The sequence below is a fragment of the Streptomyces sp. NBC_01431 genome (assembly GCF_036231355.1).
In the GTDB taxonomy this organism is placed as follows: Bacteria; Actinomycetota; Actinomycetes; order Streptomycetales; family Streptomycetaceae; genus Streptomyces.
The window spans coordinates 1,783,685-1,806,617 of sequence record NZ_CP109496.1; the positions used below are offsets into that span (position 1 = coordinate 1,783,685).

The following is a 22,933-nucleotide window of genomic DNA, read 5'->3' on the forward strand; positions in this document are numbered from 1 at the left end:
AGGGCTCCCAGTTACGCCACATCTCGCCGGCCCCGACGTGGGAGAGTGACCTTTGGTGTGGAGGCGTGAGTGAAGGGCCCTGATATGTCCCGCGATGCTCGTCTGGCCGCCCACGGCGCCGTTTCCACCTCGCTGGCGCTGCGCAGTGACCACGGTCTGCGCGAGTTCGTCGACGCCGGCGCACCGCTGGGGTCAGGCATCGGCGGGAAGACGGTTCTGCTGGAGGTCGAGGGAAGCCAGGTCTTCGTCAAGCAGGTACGGCTGACCGATCTGGAGCGACGGCCGGAGCATGTCCACTCCACCGCGAATCTGTTCGGACTCCCGACCTTCTGCCACTACGGCATCGGTACCATCGGCGCCCCGGGGTTCGGGGCCTGGCGGGAGCTGGCCGCACACACCATGACGACGAACTGGGTGATCGCCGGAGACCACGAGGGCTTTCCCCTGATGTACCACTGGCGGGTGCTCCCCGACTCTGGCCAGCCGCTTCCCGAGGAACTAGCCGATGTGGACCGAGCTGTCGCCTACTGGGGAGGCGGACCAGCGGTACGCCGACGGATCGAAGCCCTCCAGCAGTCCACGGCAAGCCTCGTGCTGTTCCTGGAGTACATCCCGCAGAACCTGCACGGCTGGCTGGGCGTCCAGATGGGGGCTGGCGACGAGGCGGTCGAGCGGGCCTGCGCCATGGTCGATGACGAGCTGAAAGCCGGAATCGCGTTCATGAACGACCGCGGGCTTCTGCACTTCGATGCCCACTTCGAGAACATCCTCACCGACGGCCACCGGCTCTTCTTCACCGACTACGGCCTCGCGGTCTCCTCACGCTTCGACCTCACACGGGACGAGGCCGTCTTCTTCGACCAGCACCGCACCTACGACCAGTGCTACGCCGTCACCCACCTGGTGAACTGGCTGGCCGTCGCTCTCTACGGGTACACACCGGAAGAACGCAAGGCGTTTGTGAATACGTGCGCCCAAGGGATGCCCCCGCAGGGGGTTCCCGCGTCGATCGCGTCGCTCCTTGTCCGTTACGCACCGGTCGCCGCGGTGATGGGGAACTTCTATCGCGAGTTTCAGCAGGAGAGCCGAGCAGCTCCCCATCCGCTGGCAACGATCTGTCGGATGGAGCGAAGTACGTGATCACCTGCACCCGGTCACAGACGGGTGGCGAACCGGCCGTCGGGTAGTTTCCGCAGCCAGCCGCGGTCGACGAGTCTGACCAGCTTCCCGCGCAGCGGTTCCAGCCTGGCCCGGACGCTGACGTCCACTCCCAGCAACTCGCCGACCTGCCGAGCCATGACCGGTCCCGCGGCCTGCCGCACGGTGGCGAGAATGCGCTGGTAGTCCGGCGGGAGCAGGCTCTCCTCCACATCGGAGGTGCGGTGTGGGATCAGCATGACCGCCCGTCCGCCCACCTGCGCGGGCACCGGCGAGGCCGAGACGCGCTCATCAGCGATCTGTTCGCTCACCCGCTCAAGGACCCGTTCGGCGACGGCGAGTTCGTCTCGCTCGGCCCGTACCTCCGTCAGCTGCTTGGCCAGCCGTTCTTCGAGTTGGTCCAGTTCCGCGCGTCGCGCGGTGATCCGTTCCAGCAGCTCGGGATCCATGCACGGATCGTAAATGGCCGCCTGACCCCAGCGAGCAGAAACCAGCGAAACGTCCGGCTCCGTCAGATGATCTACTCCGCAGACAGCCGCCCACGACCAGCGTGAGCACTTCGAGAGCCGGTCACACCAGACCGCTGACCTGGGACTTCAAGTTGGCGGAGGCTCAGTGGGTCCTGTGCCAGGACGGCGACGGTGTGCGCGCCCAGCCCCGGGTTGGCGGCCAGCGCCCGGCGCACGTCCGCATCGCTGTCCCGGACCAACTCCGCCTCCAACTCGGGCTCGAAGCCGCACCGTTCGAGTGCATGCCGCTGGGCGAGCAGCGCGGCGAAGACCTCGCGGGGCATGGGGGTGCCGGTGTGGTGGGCGAGCAGCGCCGCCGCTGGCACCGCGTTGTCGGTGTCGGCCAGCAGCCGCCCCTGCAGCGGCGCGGTGAGGTCCTCCCACCAGGTGCAGGCTGCCGTCCGTACCCGGGCATCGGCGTCGGCCGCGAGGCTGGGGAGGTGAAGTGCGGGGAGCCTCGGGAGTTCGGCGGCCAGGGCGCGGGACGGCCCGGCGAGGAGGTCGTCGTGCAGATCCGCGGGAAGGTCGGCGCCCCAGGCGCAGGCATGCTCCGCCCACAGCGCACGCCGCCTCGGCGACGGTTCGGCGCGGACCAGGCGTACCCACTGCTCGGACGTGACCTTGGGCCGAAAGGTATCGGCGGGCCTGGAACGTACCCGCGGATCGGGATGCGCCATGGCGGCGTCGAGGACGGCGGGCCGATCGCAACCGTGCAGGAACCCCTCGTACACATCCAACAGCCGGATCAGCAATTCGTCCGGTGCGGCCGGATTGGACCCGATCCCCTCCGCCCAGTGCAGAGGCCACGCAGGCTGGCTGGGCACCGCCGCCCATACCGCGCCGCGCTCGACCTCCGTCTCGCGCCCGGCCGCCACGGCGGCCGCCTCCAGCCGCTCCGACAGGCGGTCAAGGGCCGTCACCCGAGTCCCGTCCGCACATGGCACCTCCGCCAGCAACACCTGCCCGTCGAGGGGGAGCGCCACGAACCCGGGGTCACCGGTCAGCCCCGGCACGCCACCGACGACGTGGCGGAACCCGGGTCCACCAGGAGTCGTTACCGCCGATCCGATGACCCAGGATGGCCACCAGGAACTCGCCGTCAGCATCGCAAAGGCGGCGCCACCACGCGGCGTCGAGCCCTTCTCGGGTTGCGCTGTCCGGCGCCGCAATCCCCCGTGCGTTTCGCCAGGCGGCCTCCGGCGGGAACAGGCTGCCCGGGTGCACATCCTCGACGACCATGAGTCCGGCGCGGACGAGTAGTTCCTGGAGTCCCTTTCGGTGCTGCACCCGTTCATGATCCCCGCCGGCTCGCGGCGGGACAAGGCCCTCAGCCCGCATCGACGCCCATGCCGGGGTCAGCTCGGTCTCGAACACGCGCGCCTAATAGGCCAGGCATGACAGCATCCGTTGCCGACCTGCAAGTGGAGTCCGGGCAGCGCACGTCTTCGCCCTCAACGCCTCGGCCCTCACCACCAACCGCCTGCTGTTGGCCATCCTTGAGCAGCGCCAGCAGACCGACGGCACGGTCGCCCGTCACGGAGGCGCTGCGGTGCCAGGATGCGGCCGCGGGACTCATCGCCTGAGGCCCGAGGTCACCTCCCGCTCCTGGATCTACCGCTCCTAGTTGTCGACAACGTAGACCTTCTCTCCGACCATCAGCGGCGCATCGGCCGGCCCCTTGATGTACGGACCGCGCCAGATCACACGGTGCTCCTGAGCGCTGGGATACCACTGCCGCACCTTGTGCATCCGCACCGGCCAGCGGTGGTGGTACACCCGTGCTCGGGCAGCCTCTGTCTGCTCTCCAGTGCGTGGAGCCGGAACTTGTCGGGCCAGGCGGATCACCCGCACTTCCGGGTCGTAGGGCTCACCGACCTGGCCGATCCCAGCCGAAGACTCGGTGGGGTGAGTGACCGTCACCCCCTGCACGGACAACCGCCAGAACGCGAACATGTACCGGCAGGCGAAGTCGTCGTAGTGTCTACGATCTGCTCTCCACCGCCCCACTCACCCACCTCGGGAACCGGTTCAGTGTTCGGATCACCGCCCGACCGAGCACTCCAGGACTCGACCGTCGACGGTTCCCCGCGAGCACATGGCCTCGGGCCACCGCGGCCAGGGACAGTGCAATCGTCGGCGTTCCGTCGACCGCAAGGTCCATGCGCCATCGCAGCGAGCCGTCGTCGGCATCCAGTGCCACCAGGGCTCCGGAGTTATCGGCCACGTAGACCGTGTCCTCATCGGTGTCCAGGGCGGTGGCGGGGTGATCGGTGCGGTACTCCCATTGCACAGCGCCGCTCAGGGATCGCCGTATGACATAGGCGCCACCCGGTTGAAGCCCGTAGATGTCGTGGACTGTGCCGGCGCAGACCAGGGACTGCCCCAACTCGACTGCCGGACCGCCGAAATGATGTTCCTCCGGCACCCAAGAGTGTGGAAAGAGCCGGCGCAGCGTCCCGTCAGCCCCCAGAGCGGTGACCCACTTGTCCCGGTGAGACTTGGCTGGGTCAGTGCCTACCAAGGCGTGGGGGCGGCTCGCGCGCCGGACCGTGAACGGGTGGTTGAACACGTCGAAGGGGCCGACCTCCGCTCCGGGCACCGGGCCGTCGAGATCGAACAGCAGCAGGCGTGCGGGACGCTTCCGGCGATCACCCAGCGGCCTCAGGACCATCGTGTCTGCACCCGGGACGAGAACCGCGAACACGTCCGGGCTCAGGGTCTACCAGCACCTGCCCGGTATCGGTCGCGATCCGCGCGATGCGCGGTGCGGGAGTCTCCCAGCGTCTTCCCGACCAGCTACTGCGGCGTTCGCCATTGACCCACACCGATGCGCCGTCGGGAGACAGGACCAACTGCCGGCCGTCTTCCTCCTCCTCGACCGCCCACTGCCGCCCTGAGGCGGTGCACGACCGACCGCCGTCCCGGGGCGAGGGACGGCCGCAGCCCATGATCCCCCCAAGCGACGGCGCACCCCATGGATTTCCTGCCCCCCTCAGCCGGACCCGCCTCGCAGGCGAGCCAGTTCAGGTGTGACCCGATCGTGCGGCAGACCCATCCGGCTCCCGACGCCTACGCCCTGCCCGGCCGCCCCGGAACCCCTGGGTCGGTGGTGGTCACCCGTGGCATGCTCCGCGCGCTGCCCGCCGACAAACGGCAGGTACTGCTCGCCCGCGCCCGCGCGCCCACCTGACCCACCGCCACCACCACACCAGCGCCCTCCAACTGGCCGCCGCTGCTACCCGCTCCTCGCCCGGCTGCGCGACGAGGCGGCCTTCCAGATGGAACGCTGGGCCGACGAAAGCGTCGCCCACGCGGTCAACAACCGCCCGCTGCCAGCCCGTTCCCTGGCCCGCGCCGCCCTCGCCGCCGCCCACGCCGCCCGCGCTCAAGGATCAAGCGTCGCCCTCGCCTACCTGTGGCACAAGGTCACCGCCCGACGTCGGTGACATCGCCATACTCACCGCGGCCCATCCCCGGATCACAGCCGAGAAGGTATGACCGGTAGCGCCCTTTACGGCGCGGCGGCCGTCCGCGTCTTCCCTTCGGGACGGCTGTAGCGTGCCCGTGTGCCTGAGTGGACGGCGACCACGGCACCGGACTCTATGGCTCGGACCGCGAGGACGACGGGGCGCCGCACCGATGCCGTCCGTGCTCCCGACGCGCTGAAAGCCGAGCAGTCGACGCGCCTGCCGGGGCCATCATCTGCCGCCTGGGGCGCCGGGAACAGACGGAGCCGACCGGCGCCGACCGGGGGGCCAAGAGCAGCCGCATCTCACTCGGCTTCCTGGCGCGCAGGCGTCAGGCCGGCCGTCCACTTCTCCTCGATGCGGCCCAGCTTCCACACCATCATGGCAACGAGCCACGTCGCGAAGAAGAGGCCGACGATGACGAACCCGATGACGTTGAGGTCGAGCCCGCCGATCCAGTTCCAGAACGCGCCGTGCAGGTCGAGCTTGTCGGCGAGCAGGCCTAGGAGTTCGACGGTGCCGATGATGAGGGCGACGGCCACCGACAGGCCGGTGATGGTGAGGTTGTAGTAGACCTTGCGGACCGGCTTGGAGAAGGCCCAGCCGTACGCGAAGTTCATGAACGAGCCGTCGATGGTGTCGAGCAGCGACATCCCGGCGGCGAACAGGACCGGCAGGCACAGGATCGCGTACCAGGGGAGCCCGGACGCGGCGCCCGAGCCCGCGAGCACCAGCAGCGCGATCTCCGTGGCGGTGTCGAAGCCGAGGCCGAAGAGCAGCCCCATCGGATACATCTTCCAGGGCTTGTCGACCGACTTCATCAGTCGGCCGAGCAGCCGGTTCATGAAACCTCGGTTGTTCAGCTGCTCCTCCAGCGCCGCCTCGTCGAAGTCCCCGGCGCGCATCTTGCGGAAGACCTTCCAAATACCCACCAGGATCAGAAGGTTGATGCCCGCGATGAGGTAGAGGAAGACCCCGGACACGGTGGTGCCGATCAGGCCCGTGACGTTGTGCAGCTGCGAGTTGTCGTCGCGGACCGGGTCGGCGAGGGCTTTGACACTGAGGGACAGCAGGAAGGCCAGGCCGAAGACGACCGAGGAGTGGCCGAGCGAGAACCAGAAGCCCACCGACAGCGGACGTCGTCCCTCGTTCATGAGTTTGCGGGTGGTGTTGTCGATGGCCGCGATGTGGTCGGCGTCGAAGGCGTGGCGCATGCCGAGCGTGTAGGCGGTGACCCCGATGCCGACACCGAACGACTTCGTCCCGATGCTGTAGTGCTCCGGCGCGACGATCGCCACCAGCGTGAACCAGCCGATGACGTGCAACGCCAGGATGAACGCGCCCATCCCGCCGAGCCGGGCCCATTCCTGGCGCGTCATGGACGCCCGCAGACGGCGCAGCCGGGGTCGGGACACAGGCGGTGCGGACGTGGGGGTGACGGTCATGCTGGTGCTGCTCTCTGCTGTGCGGACGGGCCGGATCCAGCCAATTGCACACATGCCGCAACTGCAACCATCCGGCAGTAAAGCCGGGTCAAGGGTCGACCTTGGCGCCAGGCGTCTCACCTGCCCCGGGACCACTGCGGGTGACCACGCACAGTCCACTTGCCTATGTAATGTTATTGCAACTCATACGCAATAAGAAGGCGTGGTCCGCGTGGACGGTTCCGTAATGCTGCTGGGCAGCGAGTCCTCGTCCGACGAGACGTGCACCGAGCTCGTCACTGACGAGCGGCGGCACGTGGCCGCCGACACCCTGGAGCACGGCCCGCTGCCCGATCCGTGCAGGGGCCTGATCGTGTCCGGCGGGCACACCTCGCTGCTTCTCGTACGCAACCTGACGCGCGACCCGATCGTCCACCTTGGCGATGCTTTGGACGACGCGGCCGACGCGTGCCTCGACAACGTCGCCCGTGTCTACAGGCCGCCCCACCCGTACCCCAGGGGCGCCGAGGGGTCGATGGACGCCGCCGCCCAAGACGCGTAATGGCACTGCTCGTCCGCCCGGCACCGGGTGAGCTGCTGTCGTTCGCCGACGGGTTACGCCAGGTGTACACCGAGGCGTTCACAGCGCACCCCTGGCAGGAGGACGAGGCGGGGGCCGATCTCTACCTGGCGCGGCTGGCCCGCGACATCGTACGTCCCGGGTTCACCGCGGCGCTCGCTCTCGACGGGGACACTGTGCTGGGCTTCGCCACCGCCTGGACGACTCCCGACACCTTCCCGTCCGACCGCTGCTATCCGCAGGTCTCGGCGGCTCTCGGCCCGGACCGCACCGCCGACTGGCTGTGCGGCAGCCGCGAAGTCGACGAACTCGCCGTCGCCGGACGGGCACGCGGCATCGGTCTGGGAGCGCGACTGCTCGACACCGTCACCATCGACAGACCCGACGGCCAGTGCTGGCTCCTGACTTCCGTCCACGCCGAGGCCGCCATGCGCTTCTACCGCGGCCTCGGATGGACCCAGGCCACCCACCCCGCGCCCGGCGGAGCCGGGATCGCCGCCTTCCTCGGCCCCCGCCACCCGGCCCGCACCGCCGCCACCCCCGCACTCTGAACGCCTGGCTGGCACGGCGCGGGCGGCCCGGCTGAGGCCGGGCCGCCCGCGCCTCGTCGCTCCGTCAGGCCGCGACACCCACCAGGGCGGGCCGCTCGGCGTCTCGCAGTCGCTCGATCAGTGCCGCGCGGGCCCGGTTGACCCGTGAACGGACCGTCCCCACCGGGCAGTTGCTCATCTGCGCCGCGTCGGCGTAGGGCAGCCCGAGCAGTTGGGTGAGGACGAAGGCTTCGCGGCGCTCGTCGGGCAGGGCGGCCAGGAGGTCGGCGAGGACGATGCCGTCGTCGAAGCCGGGCAGGCCCTGGGGCTGGGCGCGTTCGACGGCCGACTGCCAGTCGTCCGTGTCGGAGAGCCGGGGCCGCGCCGCGGCGTACCGGAGGCTGTCGACCACCGTACGGCGGGCGATGGACAGCAGCCAGGTGCGGGCCGAGGAACGGCCCTCGAATCGGTGCAGGCTGCCGAGCGCCCGCAGGAACGTGTCCTGCGTCAGGTCGTCGGCGGCCTGCGGATCGGCGCCGAGGTACGTGACGTACCGGCGTACGTCGCGTTGGAGCGCGCGGATGAAGTGCTCGACGGCTTCGGGGTCGCCGCCACGGGCGGCGAGCGCCCAGGCCGTTATCGACTCGTCGCGCGAGCAAGGCAGGGCAGGAGTGGTCACCTGGTGTCCTTCTCGGGATTCCGGGATCCGGACCGGCCGTTGCGTCGGCGGGTCCGGTGAGGGGGTACGGCCGCGCGGAAGAATGCGCGGGCGATGCCCGAGGGCGCCGGGAGGACTGACTTGTCCGTCACGCGGCCTCGGGAAACCAGCTGTCGTCAGATGACAGCGGTCCCCACGGGCGGACCCCGAGAAGTGATGGCGTGCGCGAGGAAGAGCTGGCGCAGGACGTCCGCGGTGCGGCGACGGCGGGAGGGTGTGCGCGGCTGCTGGGGCGGCGCCGGAACGACGAGTACGAGCCGGAGCGGGGCGACGAACCAGCCGGCCAGCGCCCGCAGGATACGGAAGGCGGCGCGCTCGCCGTAGGCGAGCCACAGCCCGCTGAGCAGCGCGGCCAGCAGGTGGGCGGCCAGCATGCCGATCGATGACATGCCCGCCATGTCGTGGCCCATGGACCCCATCGACCCCATGTGGCCCAGACCCATGTGAGACATGTGGTCCATGGGAGCCGTGGAATCCATTGCTCCCATGCCGTGAGCCATCGAGGCCGCCGACATGTGCGTGGACGACATAGATGACATGGACATGTGGTCCATGTCCGGCGGCGCCGAATGAAGTCGGCTGCCGAGCCCGGCGTCGGTGACCATCCGCACCGCGTCGGCCTCGGGCAGTGGACCGGCGCTCGACGAGCCGCAGAGCAGGTACTGCGCCCACTGCTGGGCGAAGGACGCCCCACCCGGCAGCGCGGGCCGCACCATGGCCTGGGCCAGGGCGAAGGAAGAGTGCAGGACGGCCTGCGCGGCCACGGTCGCCGACATGACCAGGGCGAACCCGCGTTCCCTCCCGGCCAGGCACCACCCCGTGCCTCCGGTGGCGAGGGCTCCGGCGGTCAGGGCCCACCAGGGCACCGAAGTGCCGGACATCAACGCGTGCCCCATGACCGCGAGCAGCACGCAGACGGCCGCGAACATCGCGGCCCGAATCGTGCGGCAATACCCTCCGGCAGTCATGGCGGGCTCATCTTTGCACCCGCGTCTTGAGCTTCACCCCCGGGTGCGCAAATTGAGCAGCGACCTCCGCCGATCCGCCCGCTGTGATCCAGGGCACATCAACGGGCCGGAACCCGCTGAGCGTTCGGGCCGACTTCTGAGGGAGCTTCGGCGGCGGACGCATTACGACGGGACGGGACGAGGGGTCAGTGATGGCGGCTGTTGGTGGGGGCGTGGGAGGGAACGAGGGCATTCGGGGCCCGGGGGCGGCGACCGGCGCCATGACCGCGTTGCTGACGTCGGCGATGGCGTTCTCCATGCTCCAACTGTTCCTGCTCGGCGCGCTCGGCCCCCGCCTCACGAACGAACTGCATGTCTCGCCCACCGTGCTCGGCCTGACGACGACCGTCGGCTTCGCCGCCGCCGCCGTCCTGTCCCCGCTCGGCGGACGCGTGGTGGACCGGGTGGGCCCACGCCGCTGCCTCGTCGCCCTCCTGCTCGCGTCCGCCGCGGCACTGGCGCTGATCGGATCAGCTCCGAGTACAGGGTTCCTACTCGTGGCGGTCACCCTCGGCGGGCTGCCGCAGGCCCTGGCCAACCCCGCCACCAACAAGGCGATCCTCGCCGCCGTACCGCCCGCCCGGCGCGGGTCGGTGACCGGTATGAAGCAGTCGGGAGTACAGCTCGGCGCCTTCGCGGCGGGGCTGCCGCTCGCGGCGCTCGCCGGGGTCGCCGGATGGCGGGGCGCGGTATGGACGGCGGCCGTTGCCGCGCTGGTCGCGGCGGCGTGGGCTTCCCGCACGCTGCCCGCCGATCCGCCTGCGAAGTCCACGCCCGCCGTGTGGATTCCGAGGGGCACCATCGCCTGGCTGTCGGCGTTCTCGCTGCTCCTCGGGTGCGGGATCGCCTCGGTGAACACCTACCTGTCACTGTACGGCGCGCGGCGGCTCGGCCTCGGGCCCACGGCCGCCGGCACGCTGGTGGCGGTCCTCGGCATCGCCGGGATCGCGGGCCGGATCGGCTGGTCGAAGGTGGCGGGACGGCCCGGCCGCGCCGTGTGGCTGCCGGGCGGACTGGCAGCCGGAGCGGTCGCGGCCGCCCTGCTGCTCTCGGCTTCGCGGTACGCGCACCCGCTGGTCTGGGCAGGGGCGGTGGCCGTGGGCGTGTTCGCGGTGGCCGCCAACGCGGTGTCGATGGTCCTCGTCCTGCAGCGCGCGGAGCCGGGCCGGGCCGGACAGGACTCGGCGCTCGTCTCGGCCGGGTTCTTCACGGGGTTTGCGATCGGGCCGACGGCCTTCGGGCTGCTGGCGGAAGCCGGACGGTACGGATCGGGCTGGCTCCTGGTGGCCGCCGAGTTCGCCGGGGCCGCTGCCGTCGCCCTGGTGTGGGCGGTCCGCGAGCACCGGCCGGCGGAGGATCGGGACGGGTCGGAGGTACGACCTTGACGGCACTGGCGCTCTCGCCCGATCCGCCCGGGGCACGAGGTTGACGTCCATTTCCCTCGATCCGCCGGAGGCACGCGATGTCCGCCCTCTCCAATCCGTTCGGAGTACGCAGATGACAGCCCTGGCCGTCGATCCGTCCGAGGTACGACCGTGACCCCACTCCCCCTCGGCCCGCCACGCACCCCGGCCTGGGCCAGCCCCGCGCTGGACGCGCTCCTCGATCGGGTCGCCGTCACCCGTACCGAAGCCGGCGACCGCTTCCCGCTGTTCGCCGACCCGGACAGCGGCGTGTGGACGACGACCGGGCGCGGCTCGTGGACCGGCGGGTTCTGGGCCGGGCTGCTGTGGCTGCGCGCCAAGCGCTCGGGAGGGATCGCCGATCTGGCGTCCGCTCGGGCCTGCACGCAGCGGCTCACGCGCTGGTCAGGTGCCGATACCGCCGCCCGCGGGCTGATCCTCTGGTACGGCACGGTCTGCGCGGAGCCGGAACAGCGGGACGCGATCCGTGCCGAGGCGGCCCGCGCCTGTCTCGGCTCCTTCGAGCGGGAGTTGGGAATCGTGCCATGGGGCTCCGCCTTCGGCGGGCCACGCCTGGTGGCCCGGGTGGATGGGGTACCCGGCATGGTGCCCCTGCTCGCGACCATGGACCCCGACGCGGCGCGCTGCCACCTCCGCACCCACCTCCGGCTCTGCCTCGACGACAGGCCACCGCACTGGTCGTGGCAGCACATCCCGGGGACCGGCTGGACCGCCCTCACCGATCCGCACTCCGGCTGGAGCCGGGGCCCGGCCTGGCTGCTGCTCGCGGCCGCCGAGGCCGTACGCCATGCAGACGAGCCCGAACTCGGCTATCTGGTGGCCGAGTTGACCAACGAGCGTCTGGTCCCGTTGGCGGATGCGGCACAGGCCCACGGGCCCGTCGACACGTCCGCGGCGGCGATCACGGCGCTTGCGCTGCTCACCCTCGGCCGGACCGAACGCGCCCTGCCCATCCTTGAGCGGCTGGTCGAGGAGCACCTCACGGTCACCGGCCGCCTGCTCGACGGCTGTTACGACCTCCAGGGCGGAACAGCCGTCCGGCACGAGCTGGTCTGGGGGACCTTCTTCCTGACGTACGCGCTCGCGCTGCTCACCGGCCTGGCCGGGCCCGAGGACCTCTAGCCCCGATGGTCCGGGCCGGTGCGCAGTACCCGCCGGGCGACGGACGTGATGTGCAGTTCGTCGGGGCCGTCGAGGATGCGGGCCGCGCGTCCGGTGCGGAACAGCGAGGGCAGCGGCGTGTCGGGGCCGAGTCCCTCGGCCCCGTACACCTGGATCGCCGAGTCGGTGACCTGCTGGAGCATGCGGGCCGCGGCCACCTTGGCCAGGCCGACCTCCACGTGGGCGCCGAGTCCGGCGTCGAGGCGGGCCACAGCGTCGTGGACGAGCGGGCGGGTGGTGCGCAGGGCCAGCAGCGCCTCGAAGACGTGGAGCTGGACGAGTTGGAGGTCGCCGAGCCTTCCTCGGGAGGTGGTGCGGGTGCGGGCCCGCTGCCGCAGGAGCTCGAAGGCGCGCTGCGCCTGGCCGAGCCAGCGAAGACATCGCAGGGTGCGGCCCAGTTGAAGGCGTTCGCCGGCGACCGCGAGGGCGGTGCCGGGCGTGCCGATCACGTGGTCGGCGTCGACCACCACCTCATCGAGCTCGATCTCCCACTGGCCGCCGGCGCCGAGGACGGGCAGTTCCCGTACGAGGCGGAAGCCGGGCGAGGTGGTGGGGACGAGGAAGAGGGACAGTCCGGCGCGATCGCCCGGCGCGCCGTCCGTGCGGGCGAGCACGGTGACGAGGTCCGCGTCGGCGGCGCCGCTGGTGAACCACTTGCGGCCGCTGACCCGCCAGGTGCCGCCGTCCCCGGGCCTGGCCCGGGTTGCGGTGAGGGAGGGGTCGCTTCCGGGGACGTCGGGTTCGGTCATGGCGTAGCAGGCCCGGAGTTCTCCGGCGACCAGTCGTTTGGGGTGCAGGGTTCGCACCCTCGGGCTGCCGTGGCGCCACAGCATTCCCACGTCGAGGAGCGGTGCGGAGCCCAGGGCCGACGGGCCGTGGTCGCTGGCGCCTTCGGCCTCGGCGATGTGGGCGTAGTGGCGCAGTGGGAGCCCTTGGCCGCCTAGTTCCACGGGCAGCGGCAGAGCCCACAGACCTGCCTCCTTGGCCGCCTGGTGAAGCGTGCCCAGGACAGCGGCGGCATCCGGTCCGCCGCCGTCGAGCACCGCCTCGTGCGGGACCACCCGGTCCCGTATGAACGCGGCCACACGATCCATCAACTCCCTTATATCCATAGGCGCTTCGGGCCGTCCGTACAGTTCTGTCACTCTGCTCTCCGCCACTTTTCTCCACGCTCCCGGGAACCCGTACGAACGGCCGTCCGACTGCCTCTCCGTGGAACAGGTCGGGGGCGATCGCCTTCGGGTTCCCGCGCGTGAGGAAACGCGTCTGGAAAGGAGAGGCATGGCGACACCAGCCATCCAACGGACGACCGGGCCGCTCGACGGGCTGCGCCTGGAGACTTCCGGGCCGCCGGGGCCTGCCGATCAGCTCGTCGCGGACCATCTGCGGCTCCTCGGCGCCGAGGGCCCGGACGGTCCTGGCGCTGGCCTCACCCTGACCGGCGGCGACTTCGCTCCCCTTACCGCGCGCACGGCATGGGGCACCGCGCCCGGTGTCACCGACGAGGCCACCGCGCAGGCCGCCACCGGCATCATGGCGGTGCACGGCCGCCGCGACGGGGCCCCGCGCGGGCTCGCCGTGGACTACGCGGCCACCGCGACCGGCCTGCTCGCCGTCCAGGGGCTCCTCGCCGGGCTGCTCGCGCAAACCCGGGGCGGGTCGTTCACCACGGTGGACGTCACGGCCGAGCGGGCCGGGCTACTCGCCGTTTCCCAGTACCTGGCCGCCGACGGAGCAGAGGAAGGCGAAGCAGTCGAACTCGGCCCGGGCGGGCCTCCGTTCACCGCCGCCGACGGCACGCTCTTCGAGCTGGAAACCCTCGACCCCGGCGCGTGGGCGGCGTTCTGGCGGGCGCTCGGCGCGCCCGAGGAGGCGATACGCAGAGGGTGGCGGCCGTTCCAGTTCCGGTACGCCACGGCCTGCGCGCCCTTTCCACCCGCACTGCACGACGTGACGCGTGCCAGTTCCTGGGAGCGCATCGCGTACGCCGCCGACTCCTCCGGCGCCGAGGTGTGCCCGCTACGGTCCCTGGCAGCGCGGGCCCGCGAGTACGACGGGGCGGCGCCCTGGCAGCTCACACCGTACGAGGTCGCGCACTCCTCCAGCGCGCAGGCGCGCAAGGCGCCGCTTTCCGGGCTGACGGTCCTGGAGGCCGGGCGCCGCATCCAGGCCCCGCTCGCCGCGCACCTGCTCGGCCTGCTCGGCGCGGACGTCGTCCGCATCGAGCCGCCGGGCGGCGACCCGCTGCGGGGCATGCCGCCCGCGTGTTCCGGGGTCTCGGCCCGGTGGCTAGCCCTCAACCGGGGGAAGGCGGCCGTAGAGCTGGACATCAAGTCCACCGGGGACCGGGAGCGGCTGCGCGCCATGGCGGCCGAGGCCGATGTGTTCCTGCACAACTGGGCGCCCGGAAAGGCCGACCAACTCGGGCTGGAACGGGAACAGTTGGCCGCCGCCAATCCCTCGCTCGTCTACGCGTACACGAGCGGCTGGGCCGATCGGCTACCGGGGGCGCCGATGGGGACCGACTTCATGGTCCAGGCCCGCGCGGGAGTCGGCGAGGCGGCGCGGCCCGCCGGAGAGCCGCCCGCGCCGTCCCTGATGACGCTCCTCGACGTGCTCGGCGGGCTGCTCGGCGCCGAGGCGGTGCTGGCGGGCCTGTTGCTGCGCGAACGCACCGGACAGGGCGTGCGGGTGGACTCGTCGCTACTCGGTGCCGCCGATGTCCTCACGGCGCCCGCCCGGGACCGGATCGCCCGGGGGCTTGATCCGCGCCGCCCGGCCGGATTCCGCCGCCCTCTGGCGACCCGCGACGGCTGGGTCGCGCCCGCCGACGCCTGCGCCGCCGAGGCGAGCACGTACGACCTGCGCGAACTGCCCACGGCGGACGCCCTGGAGCTGCTGCGCAGGCACGGCCTGGCCGCGACCGCCGTCACCACCGATCTCTCCGAGCTGCACCACGACCCGCGCTTCGCCGGCTCGATCAGCCGGGACACCCACGGCGCCCCGGCCGTTCCCGACCCCTGGAGATTCGCATGACCGTCCTTCTGCACGATCTACTGCCCGCCGAACTGCGCCGCTCCTGGGCCGTCGACGGCACCTGCCCCGACCTCGACCTCTACAGCCTGTACCGGTCCCACCAGATCGCCGACCCGCACCGCACGTCCGTCATCGACGCCAAGGGCGCGCTCTGTTACACCGCACTGGACCGCAAGGTGCGATGTCTGGCCGCCGGGCTTTCCGGGCTCGGCATACGCCCCGGCGATGTGGTCGGCGTACAGCTGCCCAACGGTCGGAACACGGTGATCGCCGAGCTCGGGCTGGCCGCGCTCGGCGCGATCGCGCTGCCCTTCCCGACAGGGCGCGGAGACCGCGAGGCCGTCTCGCTGCTCGCCCGGTCCGAGGCCGTCGCGGTCATCGCCGCGGCCGATCACCGCGGCAACCACCACGCGGCCGACCTGCTCGCCCGTGCCGGAGAACTCCCCCACCTGCTTACGGTGGTCGCCGTCGGACCGGGTGCCATACCCGAAGGAGCCGTGCCCTGGGCCGAGTTGCTGCGGTCCGACCCCACGGCGTACGTACCGGCCCGCCCCGACCCCGATGCCGCCGCGCGGATCCTGGTCTCGTCCGGGTCCGAGGCTGAGCCCAAGATGGTGGCGTACTCGCACAACGCCCTGGCCGGCGGGCGCGGCAACTTCCTCGCGTCGCTGATGAAGGACGGGGAGCCGCCGCGCTGTCTGTTCCTGGTGCCGCTGGGCTCCGCGTTCGGCAGCAGCGGCACGGCGGTCGCGCTGGCCCGGCACGGCGGCACGCTCGTGCTGCTCGACCACTTCACGCCCGAAGGCGCGCTGGATGCGCTCGTCGCTCACCGGCCAACGCACGTCTTGGGCGTACCGACCATGATCCGGATGATGCTCGACCGGCTCGCCGAGCGCGGGCGGTGGGAGTTCACCGCCCCCACGGCGCTGGTCGTCGGCGGCTCGCCGCTGGACGAGGCCACCGCCGAAGAGGCGCGCCGCGCGTTCGGCTGCCCCGTGGTGAACCTCTACGGGTCGGCCGACGGCGTCAACTGCCATACGGGGCTGGTGAACGAGCCGGTACGGGGCGAGGGACCCGGCGTGCTCGCGGGCCGTCCGGACCGGCGGGTCGCCGACATCCGCATCGCGGTTCCCGGCAGGGACGGGGACGGCATGCAGGAGGCTCCGCGGGGCTCGGTCGGCGAGATCGTCGCCCGTGGCCCGATGACCCCGCTGTGCTACGTCGCCGCGCCCGAGCTCGATGCCCGCTATCGCACGGCCGACGGCTGGGTGCGCACCGGGGACCTCGGACGGATGGAGGAGGACGGCACCCTGCGGATCGTCGGACGGCTCAAGGACGTGGTGATCCGGGGCGGCGCCAACATCAGTCCCGCCGAGGTGGAGCTCGAACTCGCCACGCATCCGGACGTACGGGACGTGGTGTGCGTCGGCGTGCCCGATCCGCTGATGGGCGAGCGGCTCGCGGCCTGCGTGGTGCCGCGCGGCGGGAAGCGGCCCGCTCTCGGCGAACTGTCCGCGCACCTCGACGCACGCGGCCTGGAGCGCCGCAAGCACCCCGAACTCCTGCTACTGGTGGATGAGTTGCCTCTGACTCCGGCGGGAAAGCCCGACCGGAACGCGTTGCGGGAGCGATGCGCGGCGACCGAGCCTTTGGCCGTGTGACAGATGTGGCGGGGCCGTCCGATAAGGATTCGGACGGCCCCCGCCATGGTCGGCGTCCGGGTCAGGAGCCGGACATCCCCTTCTTCACGACGGCCGCCGCGTCCTTGTAGACGGCCAGCAGGTTGAGGTCCTTGTCCGGGTAGTTGACGACCTCGATCTGCTTGGCGCCGGAGTCCGGGAGCACAGTGCCGGTTGTCATGTGGACGTTGTCCAGGACCAGGGCGGGCTTCTTCCTCGACAGCTCGGCCAGCTGCTGCGCCGTCACCGCGTCGGGCCCGTACGTGCCGACGACCTGCGCGCCCGCCATCTTCGCCGACCAGGTGGAGAACACCTGGGCCACGACTACGGGCGCCTTGCCGCCGGGCCACGCGGCCTTCAAGTCCTTCTGGAGTGTGCCGTATTCGGCGTCGAAGGAGGTCTTCCACCGGGCGGCGGCGTCCTGCGTGCCGAAGAGCTTGCCGAGACGCGCGACCTCCGCCGTCGCCTTGCCAGTGTCGTTGTCGAGGTTCACCTCGACCAGCTTCGCCTTCGAACCGGCGGCTTCCTTGATCTTCGCGGCGTACGGTTCGAACGGCGCGTACAGCACGAAGTCGGCGGCCGCGACGGCCGCGAGGTCGGACGGCTTCGGGTCGTAGTCGGGTGCGTGGTGCACCGACTGCGGGACGATGACCTTGACGTCCTTTGCGCCAGCGGCCTTGGCAAAGGCGCCTTCCCAGGTAGTGGTGGCGACCACGACCGGCGCGCTCGTCTGCTTGCCGTCGGACGACGGGGCGGCGCTCTTGCCGGAGTCGCCGCTTGAGCCGCATCCGGCGGTGGCCAGGACGAGGGCCGCGCCGAGGCTCAGTGCGAGGAGGGAAGGGATACGGACGCGCGGGTGCGCCATGAGCTGATTCTCCGTTCGGGGACGAGGTGGACGGCGAGGACCAGGGCCCCCGCGGTCAGGACGAGCACGGGGCCGGGCGGCAGGTCGAGGCGGAGCGCGACGAGGAAGCCGGTCGCGTTCACGACGAAGCCGATGCCGACCGCCCAGGCGGTGATGGACGTGAGGGAGGCGCCCAGGCGGCGGGCGGCGAGTGCGGGCAGTAGGGTCAGCGCGTCGACGAGCAGGGCGCCGGTGAGTTTGATGGCTCCGGCGACCGCCACGGCGACCAAGACCAGGAGCAGCAGGGTCAGCCGGTCGACCCGTACGCCGGAACTGATGGCGAGTTCCCGGTCGTACAGGAGCAGTCCGAGATCCCGGCGCCGCCACCAGAACAGGCCCGGTACGGCGACGGCCAGGCTGCCGAGCACCCACAGGTCGGGGTTGCCCACCGACAGGATCGAGCCCCACAACAGGGCGAAGGCGCCTGAGGCGTTGACCCCGGAGACCGCCAGGACCAGGAGCGCGGCCGCGATGGCCAGACTCATCAGCAGACCCATCGCGCCCGATAGGCCGTCCGGGGTGCGCGCGAGCGGGGCCACCGCCCCTCCCGCGAGGGCGCAGGCGACCAGGGCGCAGAGCATCGGGTCAAGGCCGGTCAGCAGGCCGACGGCGATGCCGAGCAGCGCGACGTGCATCATGGCGAACCGCACCGGCATGATGTCGAGTCCGACGATCACCACGCCGACAACGGGCAGGCCGACGGCCGCCAACAGCAGTGCGGCACCGGCCCGTTGGACGGGCAGGAGCTGAAGGAGCTGACCGAGGTCGGCAGCGGCGAGGTTCACAGGTCCTCACCTTCGTCGCGCCTGGGGCCGGTGGCGACCGGAGCCTGCCACGGCAGAGGTGCCGCGATCTGGGGCAGGGCCCGGATCACCGGACACCACCTGCCCCGCCCATCGGCCCGCTGGGGACCGGAGCCTCCCGCAGCAGAAGTGCTGCCCTCTCGGGCATGGCTGGGATCACCGGACATCACCCGCCCCGGTCCTGGGCCCGGTGGCGGCCGGTGCCTCCCGCAATCGCCCCGCGGCCATCTCAAGAACGCGGTCGCAGCGGTCGGCGAGCGCCCGGTCGTGCGTCACCACGACGACGGTCACCGGCAGGGAGAGCAGCACGTCGGCCGCCTCCTCTTGGCCGGAGAAGTCGAGGGCGGCCGTGGGTTCGTCGGCGAGGACCACCCCTGCCCCGGCCGCGACGCAGCCGACCGCGCGGGCCAGGTACATGCGCTGGAGCTGGCCGCCGGACAGGGTGTGCAGCGGCCGGTCCGCGAGCGGGCCGACCCCCAGATTGTGTGCCGCCTCGCCGGCCTCGGTGGCGGCCCCGCTGCTCGCGAGCAACTCCCGGGCCAGGAGCGGGAACCGGCCGGCGGCGGGCTTCTGCGGCACCCAGGCGCAGGCCCGCCGCCGCCAGGCCCACTCCGCCGCGCTGCGGGTGTCCCGGCCGCCGACCAGGATCCGGCCTACCGCCTGGCGGTGCAGGCCGAGCACGGCCCGGATCAGCGTGGTCTTGCCCGACCCGTTGGTGCCGGTGATCGCGACCCGTTCGCCCGCCGCGATGTCGAGGTCCACGTCGCACACGGCGTCCACCCGGCCATGACGGCACGCGACCCCACGCAGCCGTACGTCCAACCCGTCCATCCCCACCTCCTTGTTCTCGACAGGAGTCGGGCGGAAGGTGCGAATAGTTCCCACGGGTTGGCAGCAAACGCTCTAACGTGCGGCGTCGGCGAGTAGTTTCAGAGCCAGCTTCTGGAGTTCCTCCCCGGCCTTCTCCGGGCTGCCGGTGTCGTACGGCGGGTCGGGGTCGTACTCGACGGCGAGCTGCATCGCCTGCGCCACCTCTTCGCCGGACAGGCGGGCTGCGAGATGCAGGCCCATGTCGAGCCCCGCGGAGACACCGGCCGCCGTAATGATCTTCCCGGCCTCGACGAAGCGGCCTGGCGCATAGATCGCACCGGCGTCCTTGAGGAACGGGCGTGATGCCCAGTACGTGGTGGCCGGCAGGCCCCGCAGCAGTCCGGCGGCGCCCAGGATCAGCGAGCCGGTACACACGGATGTGGTCCACGTGGTGTGCTGGTGGATGCGGCGGATCCAGTCGTGGACCGCGGTGTCCCTCATCATCGCCACCGTCCCGCGGTTGCCGCCGCCGGGCACCAACAGCACGTCGGCACGCCGGACTTCGTCCAGGGCGCGTTCGGCCACGAGGGTCAGCTGCCCGGTATCGGTACGGACCGGGCCGGACTGCTTGGCCACCATCGTCACGCGGGTTCTCGGCAGCCTGCACAGCACCTCGTACGGCCCCACCGCGTCCAGCGCGGTGAACCCGTCGTAGAGCAGCACGGCGACACTCAACACTCCATGTTCCGCGGCCCGGGCCTGGCCGCCTGCTCCGACGGTGGCCGCAAGCCCCAGCCCTCCGGCCACCGCGGTCCGCAACACCCCTCGACGACCCTGCCCCTGCCCATCGCCCATCGCTCAACTCCCCTTGTTGTCACGGACGTTACGGTCGACGTCACTCCTCAGCAGTCGGATTAAGCTCCGCGACGGTTCCCAGCGGGGAGGGGGTCAGCCGGGTGCCGGGGCTGATCACCACGGCCTCGACCGTGATGCTTGCGCCGCGTTCGAAGTGCAGGACGAACGGCACCCGGTCGCCCGCGCGCCACCGCGCGTCCCCTCGCACCATGACGTCCGTGCCGCCGGGTGCCATGTCCAGTGCCGCACCGGCCGGGAGGGTGACCGAGTCCAGCACGGCCATGGACCCTGCCCGGCCGTCTGCCGTGCGGCGCTCGCGCGCGAGCATGCCGGCGCCCGCCACCGAGGAAGTGACCTTGGTCAACCGGTCGGCGGAGCCTCCCTTGTTGGAGATCCGGAAGAAGACGGCCGTCTCGCGCGTCTGGCCGTTCGGGAGGAAGACGCGCCCGTCCGACACCTCGATGCGGGCCGGGGTTCCGGCAAGACTCGCGCCGGTCCAGGAGGTGAGGCCGCCCAGAGCGAGTGCGCAGGCCGCCACGGGTACGAGGGCGGCGGCGACACCGTCGGCGAGCGCGGGCCGCCACGGGCGGGCGGTCATCGCCTGCCTCCCCTCGGGGCCCGCCGCGGCTGCCAGGTACGCAGGCGCAGGCTGTTGCCGACCACGAGGAGCGAACTGGCCGACATCGCGACGGCGGCCACCATGGGATCGAGCAGGCCGACGGCCGCGAGCGGCAGGGTGACGGCGTTGTAGCCGAAGGCCCAGACGAGGTTGACGCGGATGGTGCCCAGCGTCCGCCGGGCCAGCAGGACAGCGTCCGCGACCGCCTCGATGCCACCGCGCACCAGCGTCACATCGGCAGCCCCGATGGCCACGTCCGTACCGCCCCCCATGGCGACGCCGAGGTCGGCGCCGGCCAGCGCGGCGGCGTCGTTCACGCCGTCACCGATGACCGCCACCCGATGTCCGCCCTCTCTCAACTCCCTTACCAGATCGGCCTTCTGCTCCGGAGAGCACCGGGCACGTACGTCGCTGATACCGAGGTGGTCCGCGACAGCGCGGGCGGTCGCTTCCCGGTCGCCCGTGGCCAGGACCGGGCGCACACCGAGCCGCCGGAGCCGGTCGACGGCCCGGTAGCTGCCGGGCCGCACCAGGTCACCGGCCTCGATGACGGCCTCGGGTACGCCGTCGACCTTGACCAGGACGGCGGTGTGCGCGGCGGCCTCGGCCTCGGCGAGCGCGACACCCAGCGGGCCGCCCAACTCCTCTGGTGGCGTGCTGACGTCGACCCGCCGCCCCTCGACCCGCCCACTGACGCCGCGCCCCACCATGGCCTGGAAGTCGGCCACCTCGGGCAAGAGCCGCTCCGGCAGCGCGCGTTGGGCATGTTGGGTGATCGCTCTGCCCAAGGGGTGTTCCGAGCCCTGCTCGACGGCTCCGGCGAGCCGCAGCGCAGCCTCCTTGCCGATGCCGTCCGGTGCCGCCGTGACCCGGGCGACCATCATGTGGCCGGAAGTGAGCGTGCCGGTCTTGTCCAGGACGACGGTGTCGATGTGCCGCAGCGCCTCCAGCGCCTGCGGCCCGCTGACCAGCACGCCGAGCTGGGCGCCGCGCCCGGTGGCCGCCATCAGCGCGGTGGGGGTGGCAAGTCCGAGGGCGCAGGGGCAGGCGACGACCAGGACCGCCACGCTCGCGGTGATCGCCGCCTGGGGGTCCGCTCCCGCGCCGAGCCAGAAGCCGAGCACGGTCACGACCAGCGCGAGGACCGCCGGCACGAAGACCCCGGCGACCGTGTCGGCGAGGCGCTGAGCGCGGGCCTTGCCCGCCTGCGCCTCGGTGACGAGGCGGGTGATCCGTGCGAGTTGGGTACCGGCGCCGACGGCGGTGGCCCTGACGAGCAGCAGCCCGCCCGCGTTGACCGCGCCGCCGACCACCGCCGAGCCGGGCCCGACCTCGACCGGCTCGCTCTCACCCGTCACCAGCGACAGGTCCATGGCGGAGCTGCCCTCCACGACCACCCCGTCGGTCGCGGCCCTCTCCCCCGGCCGCACCACAAATTCCTGACTAACCGTCAACTGTGAGATGGGGATGAGGCGTTCACGACCCCACTCCCGCACCGAGACGTCGTTGGCGGCGAGGTTGGCGAGGGAGCGCAGGGCGGCTCCGGTGCCATACCTGGCGCGCGCCTCCAGGAACCGTCCGGTCAGCACGAACAGCGGAACGCCGACGGCGGCCTCCAAGTACAGGTGCGTCGTGCCGTCGTCGGCGGAGGGCACCAGGCTGAACGCCATGCGCATGCCCGGCGCGCCCGCGCCGCCTAGGAAGAGCGCGTACGCCGACCAGCCGAAGGACGCGACCACGCCGAGGGAGACGAGGGTGTCCATGGTCGCGGCGGAATGCCGCAGCCCACGCAGGGCGCGGACGTGGAAGGGCCATGCTCCCCACACCGCGACCGGCGCGGCGAGCATGAAGCAGAGCCACTGCCAGTTGCGGAACTGCGCTGCGGGCACCATCGAGAGCACGAGGACGGGCAGCGCGAGCACCGCGCCCACCACGAGCCGGTCCCGCTCCACATGCGCCCGCACGGCCTCGGACCGCTCCTCTTCCGGTGCGGGCGGAGCCGGGACCTCGGCTGTGTATCCCGCCCCCTCGACGGCCGCGACCAGTTCGTCGGCGGCAACTCCCGGCGGGTGGCTGACCCGCGCCCGCCCGGTGGCCAGGTTCACGGTCGCACTCACGCCGTCGATCCGACCGAGCCGCTTCTCGATACGCTTCACGCAGGCCGCGCAGGTCATGCCGCCGATGACCAGGTCAGTGGCCACGGATTCGCCGGAGGCTTCGGGGGCGCCGAAGGCACCGGATCCGCCGGA

General features: G+C 71.8%; 24 protein-coding genes. 9 read left to right on the forward strand and 15 right to left on the reverse strand.

Features of this window, described 5'->3' with window-relative positions:
- Positions 1-84: 84 nt before the first annotated feature.
- Positions 85-1,140, forward strand: coding sequence for a protein kinase family protein (locus tag OG522_RS08335; RefSeq protein WP_329462294.1), 1,056 nt, complete (start codon positions 85-87; stop codon positions 1,138-1,140).
- A gap of 14 nt (positions 1,141-1,154) precedes the next feature.
- Here OG522_RS08335 and OG522_RS08340 read toward each other — a convergent pair whose 3' ends face one another.
- The 5 genes from OG522_RS08340 to OG522_RS08360 all read right to left on the reverse strand — a co-directional run bounded on the left by OG522_RS08340 (position 1,155) and on the right by OG522_RS08360 (position 4,371).
- Positions 1,155-1,607: a hypothetical protein gene (locus OG522_RS08340; protein WP_329462295.1), complete on the reverse strand. Its 453-nt coding sequence runs from the start codon at positions 1,605-1,607 to the stop codon at positions 1,155-1,157.
- A 71-nt stretch (positions 1,608-1,678) separates the two neighbouring features.
- On the reverse strand, positions 1,679-2,650 hold the full coding sequence (locus OG522_RS08345) for a hypothetical protein (protein WP_329462296.1): 972 nt from the start codon (positions 2,648-2,650) through the stop codon (positions 1,679-1,681).
- A gap of 10 nt (positions 2,651-2,660) precedes the next feature.
- A complete protein-coding gene (locus OG522_RS08350) occupies positions 2,661-3,041 on the reverse strand; it encodes a hypothetical protein (protein WP_329462297.1) in 381 nt (126 codons plus the stop codon).
- A 246-nt stretch (positions 3,042-3,287) separates the two neighbouring features.
- Positions 3,288-3,620, reverse strand: a complete 333-nt coding sequence (locus tag OG522_RS08355; protein WP_329462298.1) for a hypothetical protein — start codon at positions 3,618-3,620, stop codon at positions 3,288-3,290.
- Positions 3,621-3,648: 28 nt separating this feature from the next.
- Complete coding sequence (locus OG522_RS08360; protein WP_329462299.1) at positions 3,649-4,371, reverse strand: outer membrane protein assembly factor BamB family protein; 723 nt, start codon at positions 4,369-4,371, stop codon at positions 3,649-3,651.
- Between the two features lie 336 nt (positions 4,372-4,707).
- Here OG522_RS08360 and OG522_RS08365 point away from each other — a divergent pair, with 336 nt between their 5' ends.
- Positions 4,708-4,857 carry a hypothetical protein gene (locus OG522_RS08365; RefSeq protein WP_329462300.1) on the forward strand — a complete coding sequence of 50 codons (150 nt, stop codon included), beginning with the start codon at positions 4,708-4,710 and terminating at the stop codon, positions 4,855-4,857.
- Between the two features lie 88 nt (positions 4,858-4,945).
- On the forward strand, positions 4,946-5,113 hold the full coding sequence (locus tag OG522_RS08370; RefSeq protein WP_329462301.1) for a hypothetical protein: 168 nt from the start codon (positions 4,946-4,948) through the stop codon (positions 5,111-5,113).
- A gap of 326 nt (positions 5,114-5,439) precedes the next feature.
- Here the strand turns inward: OG522_RS08370 and OG522_RS08375 are convergent, their stop codons facing one another.
- The gene (locus OG522_RS08375; protein WP_329462302.1) at positions 5,440-6,579 is read right to left on the reverse strand and encodes a HoxN/HupN/NixA family nickel/cobalt transporter; all 1,140 of its coding nucleotides are present in this window, start codon (positions 6,577-6,579) and stop codon (positions 5,440-5,442) included.
- 211 nt (positions 6,580-6,790) lie between these two features.
- Here OG522_RS08375 and OG522_RS08380 point away from each other — a divergent pair, with 211 nt between their 5' ends.
- Both OG522_RS08380 and OG522_RS08385 read left to right on the forward strand, forming a co-directional pair.
- On the forward strand, positions 6,791-7,120 hold the full coding sequence (locus OG522_RS08380; RefSeq protein ID WP_443074675.1) for a hypothetical protein: 330 nt from the start codon (positions 6,791-6,793) through the stop codon (positions 7,118-7,120).
- The gene (locus OG522_RS08385; protein WP_329462303.1) at positions 7,120-7,689 is read left to right on the forward strand and encodes a GNAT family N-acetyltransferase; all 570 of its coding nucleotides are present in this window, start codon (positions 7,120-7,122) and stop codon (positions 7,687-7,689) included. Before OG522_RS08380 ends, OG522_RS08385 begins: the two co-directional genes overlap by 1 nt.
- A gap of 64 nt (positions 7,690-7,753) precedes the next feature.
- On the opposite strand, the gene OG522_RS08390 is transcribed toward OG522_RS08385, so the two are convergent.
- Both OG522_RS08390 and OG522_RS08395 read right to left on the reverse strand, forming a co-directional pair.
- Positions 7,754-8,347, reverse strand: a complete 594-nt coding sequence (locus OG522_RS08390) for a sigma-70 family RNA polymerase sigma factor (protein WP_329462304.1) — start codon at positions 8,345-8,347, stop codon at positions 7,754-7,756.
- 155 nt (positions 8,348-8,502) lie between these two features.
- Entirely contained in the window at positions 8,503-9,354 is an 852-nt protein-coding gene (locus tag OG522_RS08395) for a hypothetical protein (protein WP_329462305.1), read from the reverse strand.
- Positions 9,355-9,614: 260 nt separating this feature from the next.
- Here OG522_RS08395 and OG522_RS08400 point away from each other — a divergent pair, with 260 nt between their 5' ends.
- Together OG522_RS08400 and OG522_RS08405 are read left to right on the forward strand one after the other, a co-directional pair.
- A complete protein-coding gene (locus OG522_RS08400) occupies positions 9,615-10,778 on the forward strand; it encodes an MFS transporter (RefSeq protein ID WP_329462306.1) in 1,164 nt (387 codons plus the stop codon).
- A 150-nt stretch (positions 10,779-10,928) separates the two neighbouring features.
- A complete protein-coding gene (locus tag OG522_RS08405; RefSeq protein WP_329462307.1) occupies positions 10,929-11,939 on the forward strand; it encodes a sugar ABC transporter permease in 1,011 nt (336 codons plus the stop codon).
- On the opposite strand, the gene OG522_RS08410 is transcribed toward OG522_RS08405, so the two are convergent.
- Positions 11,936-13,072 (reverse strand): acyl-CoA dehydrogenase family protein, encoded by a 1,137-nt coding sequence (locus OG522_RS08410; RefSeq protein ID WP_329462308.1) that lies wholly within the window; start codon positions 13,070-13,072, stop codon positions 11,936-11,938. The two genes, OG522_RS08405 and OG522_RS08410, sit on opposite strands and share 4 nt — an antisense overlap.
- Positions 13,073-13,259: 187 nt before the next feature.
- On the opposite strand from OG522_RS08410, the gene OG522_RS08415 reads away from it, so the two are divergent.
- Both OG522_RS08415 and OG522_RS08420 read left to right on the forward strand, forming a co-directional pair.
- Positions 13,260-15,014, forward strand: a complete 1,755-nt coding sequence (locus OG522_RS08415) for a CoA transferase (protein WP_329462309.1) — start codon at positions 13,260-13,262, stop codon at positions 15,012-15,014.
- Positions 15,011-16,675: a class I adenylate-forming enzyme family protein gene (locus OG522_RS08420; RefSeq protein ID WP_329462310.1), complete on the forward strand. Its 1,665-nt coding sequence runs from the start codon at positions 15,011-15,013 to the stop codon at positions 16,673-16,675. The genes OG522_RS08415 and OG522_RS08420 overlap by 4 nt, the downstream gene beginning before the upstream one ends.
- A 61-nt stretch (positions 16,676-16,736) precedes the next feature.
- Here the strand turns inward: OG522_RS08420 and OG522_RS08425 are convergent, their stop codons facing one another.
- From OG522_RS08425 to OG522_RS08450, 6 genes are all read right to left on the reverse strand, one after another.
- Complete coding sequence (locus OG522_RS08425) at positions 16,737-17,558, reverse strand: metal ABC transporter solute-binding protein, Zn/Mn family (protein ID WP_329462311.1); 822 nt, start codon at positions 17,556-17,558, stop codon at positions 16,737-16,739.
- Positions 17,516-18,382 carry a metal ABC transporter permease gene (locus OG522_RS08430; RefSeq protein WP_329462312.1) on the reverse strand — a complete coding sequence of 289 codons (867 nt, stop codon included), beginning with the start codon at positions 18,380-18,382 and terminating at the stop codon, positions 17,516-17,518. The genes OG522_RS08425 and OG522_RS08430 overlap by 43 nt, the downstream gene beginning before the upstream one ends.
- Before the next feature lie 174 nt (positions 18,383-18,556).
- On the reverse strand, positions 18,557-19,231 hold the full coding sequence (locus OG522_RS08435; RefSeq protein ID WP_329462313.1) for a metal ABC transporter ATP-binding protein: 675 nt from the start codon (positions 19,229-19,231) through the stop codon (positions 18,557-18,559).
- A gap of 72 nt (positions 19,232-19,303) precedes the next feature.
- The gene (locus tag OG522_RS08440) at positions 19,304-19,945 is read right to left on the reverse strand and encodes a DJ-1/PfpI family protein (protein WP_443074676.1); all 642 of its coding nucleotides are present in this window, start codon (positions 19,943-19,945) and stop codon (positions 19,304-19,306) included.
- A gap of 160 nt (positions 19,946-20,105) precedes the next feature.
- Positions 20,106-20,663 carry a copper chaperone PCu(A)C gene (locus tag OG522_RS08445; protein ID WP_329462315.1) on the reverse strand — a complete coding sequence of 186 codons (558 nt, stop codon included), beginning with the start codon at positions 20,661-20,663 and terminating at the stop codon, positions 20,106-20,108.
- Positions 20,660-22,858: a heavy metal translocating P-type ATPase gene (locus tag OG522_RS08450; protein ID WP_329467517.1), complete on the reverse strand. Its 2,199-nt coding sequence runs from the start codon at positions 22,856-22,858 to the stop codon at positions 20,660-20,662. The genes OG522_RS08445 and OG522_RS08450 overlap by 4 nt, the downstream gene beginning before the upstream one ends.
- Positions 22,859-22,933 lie beyond the last annotated feature (75 nt).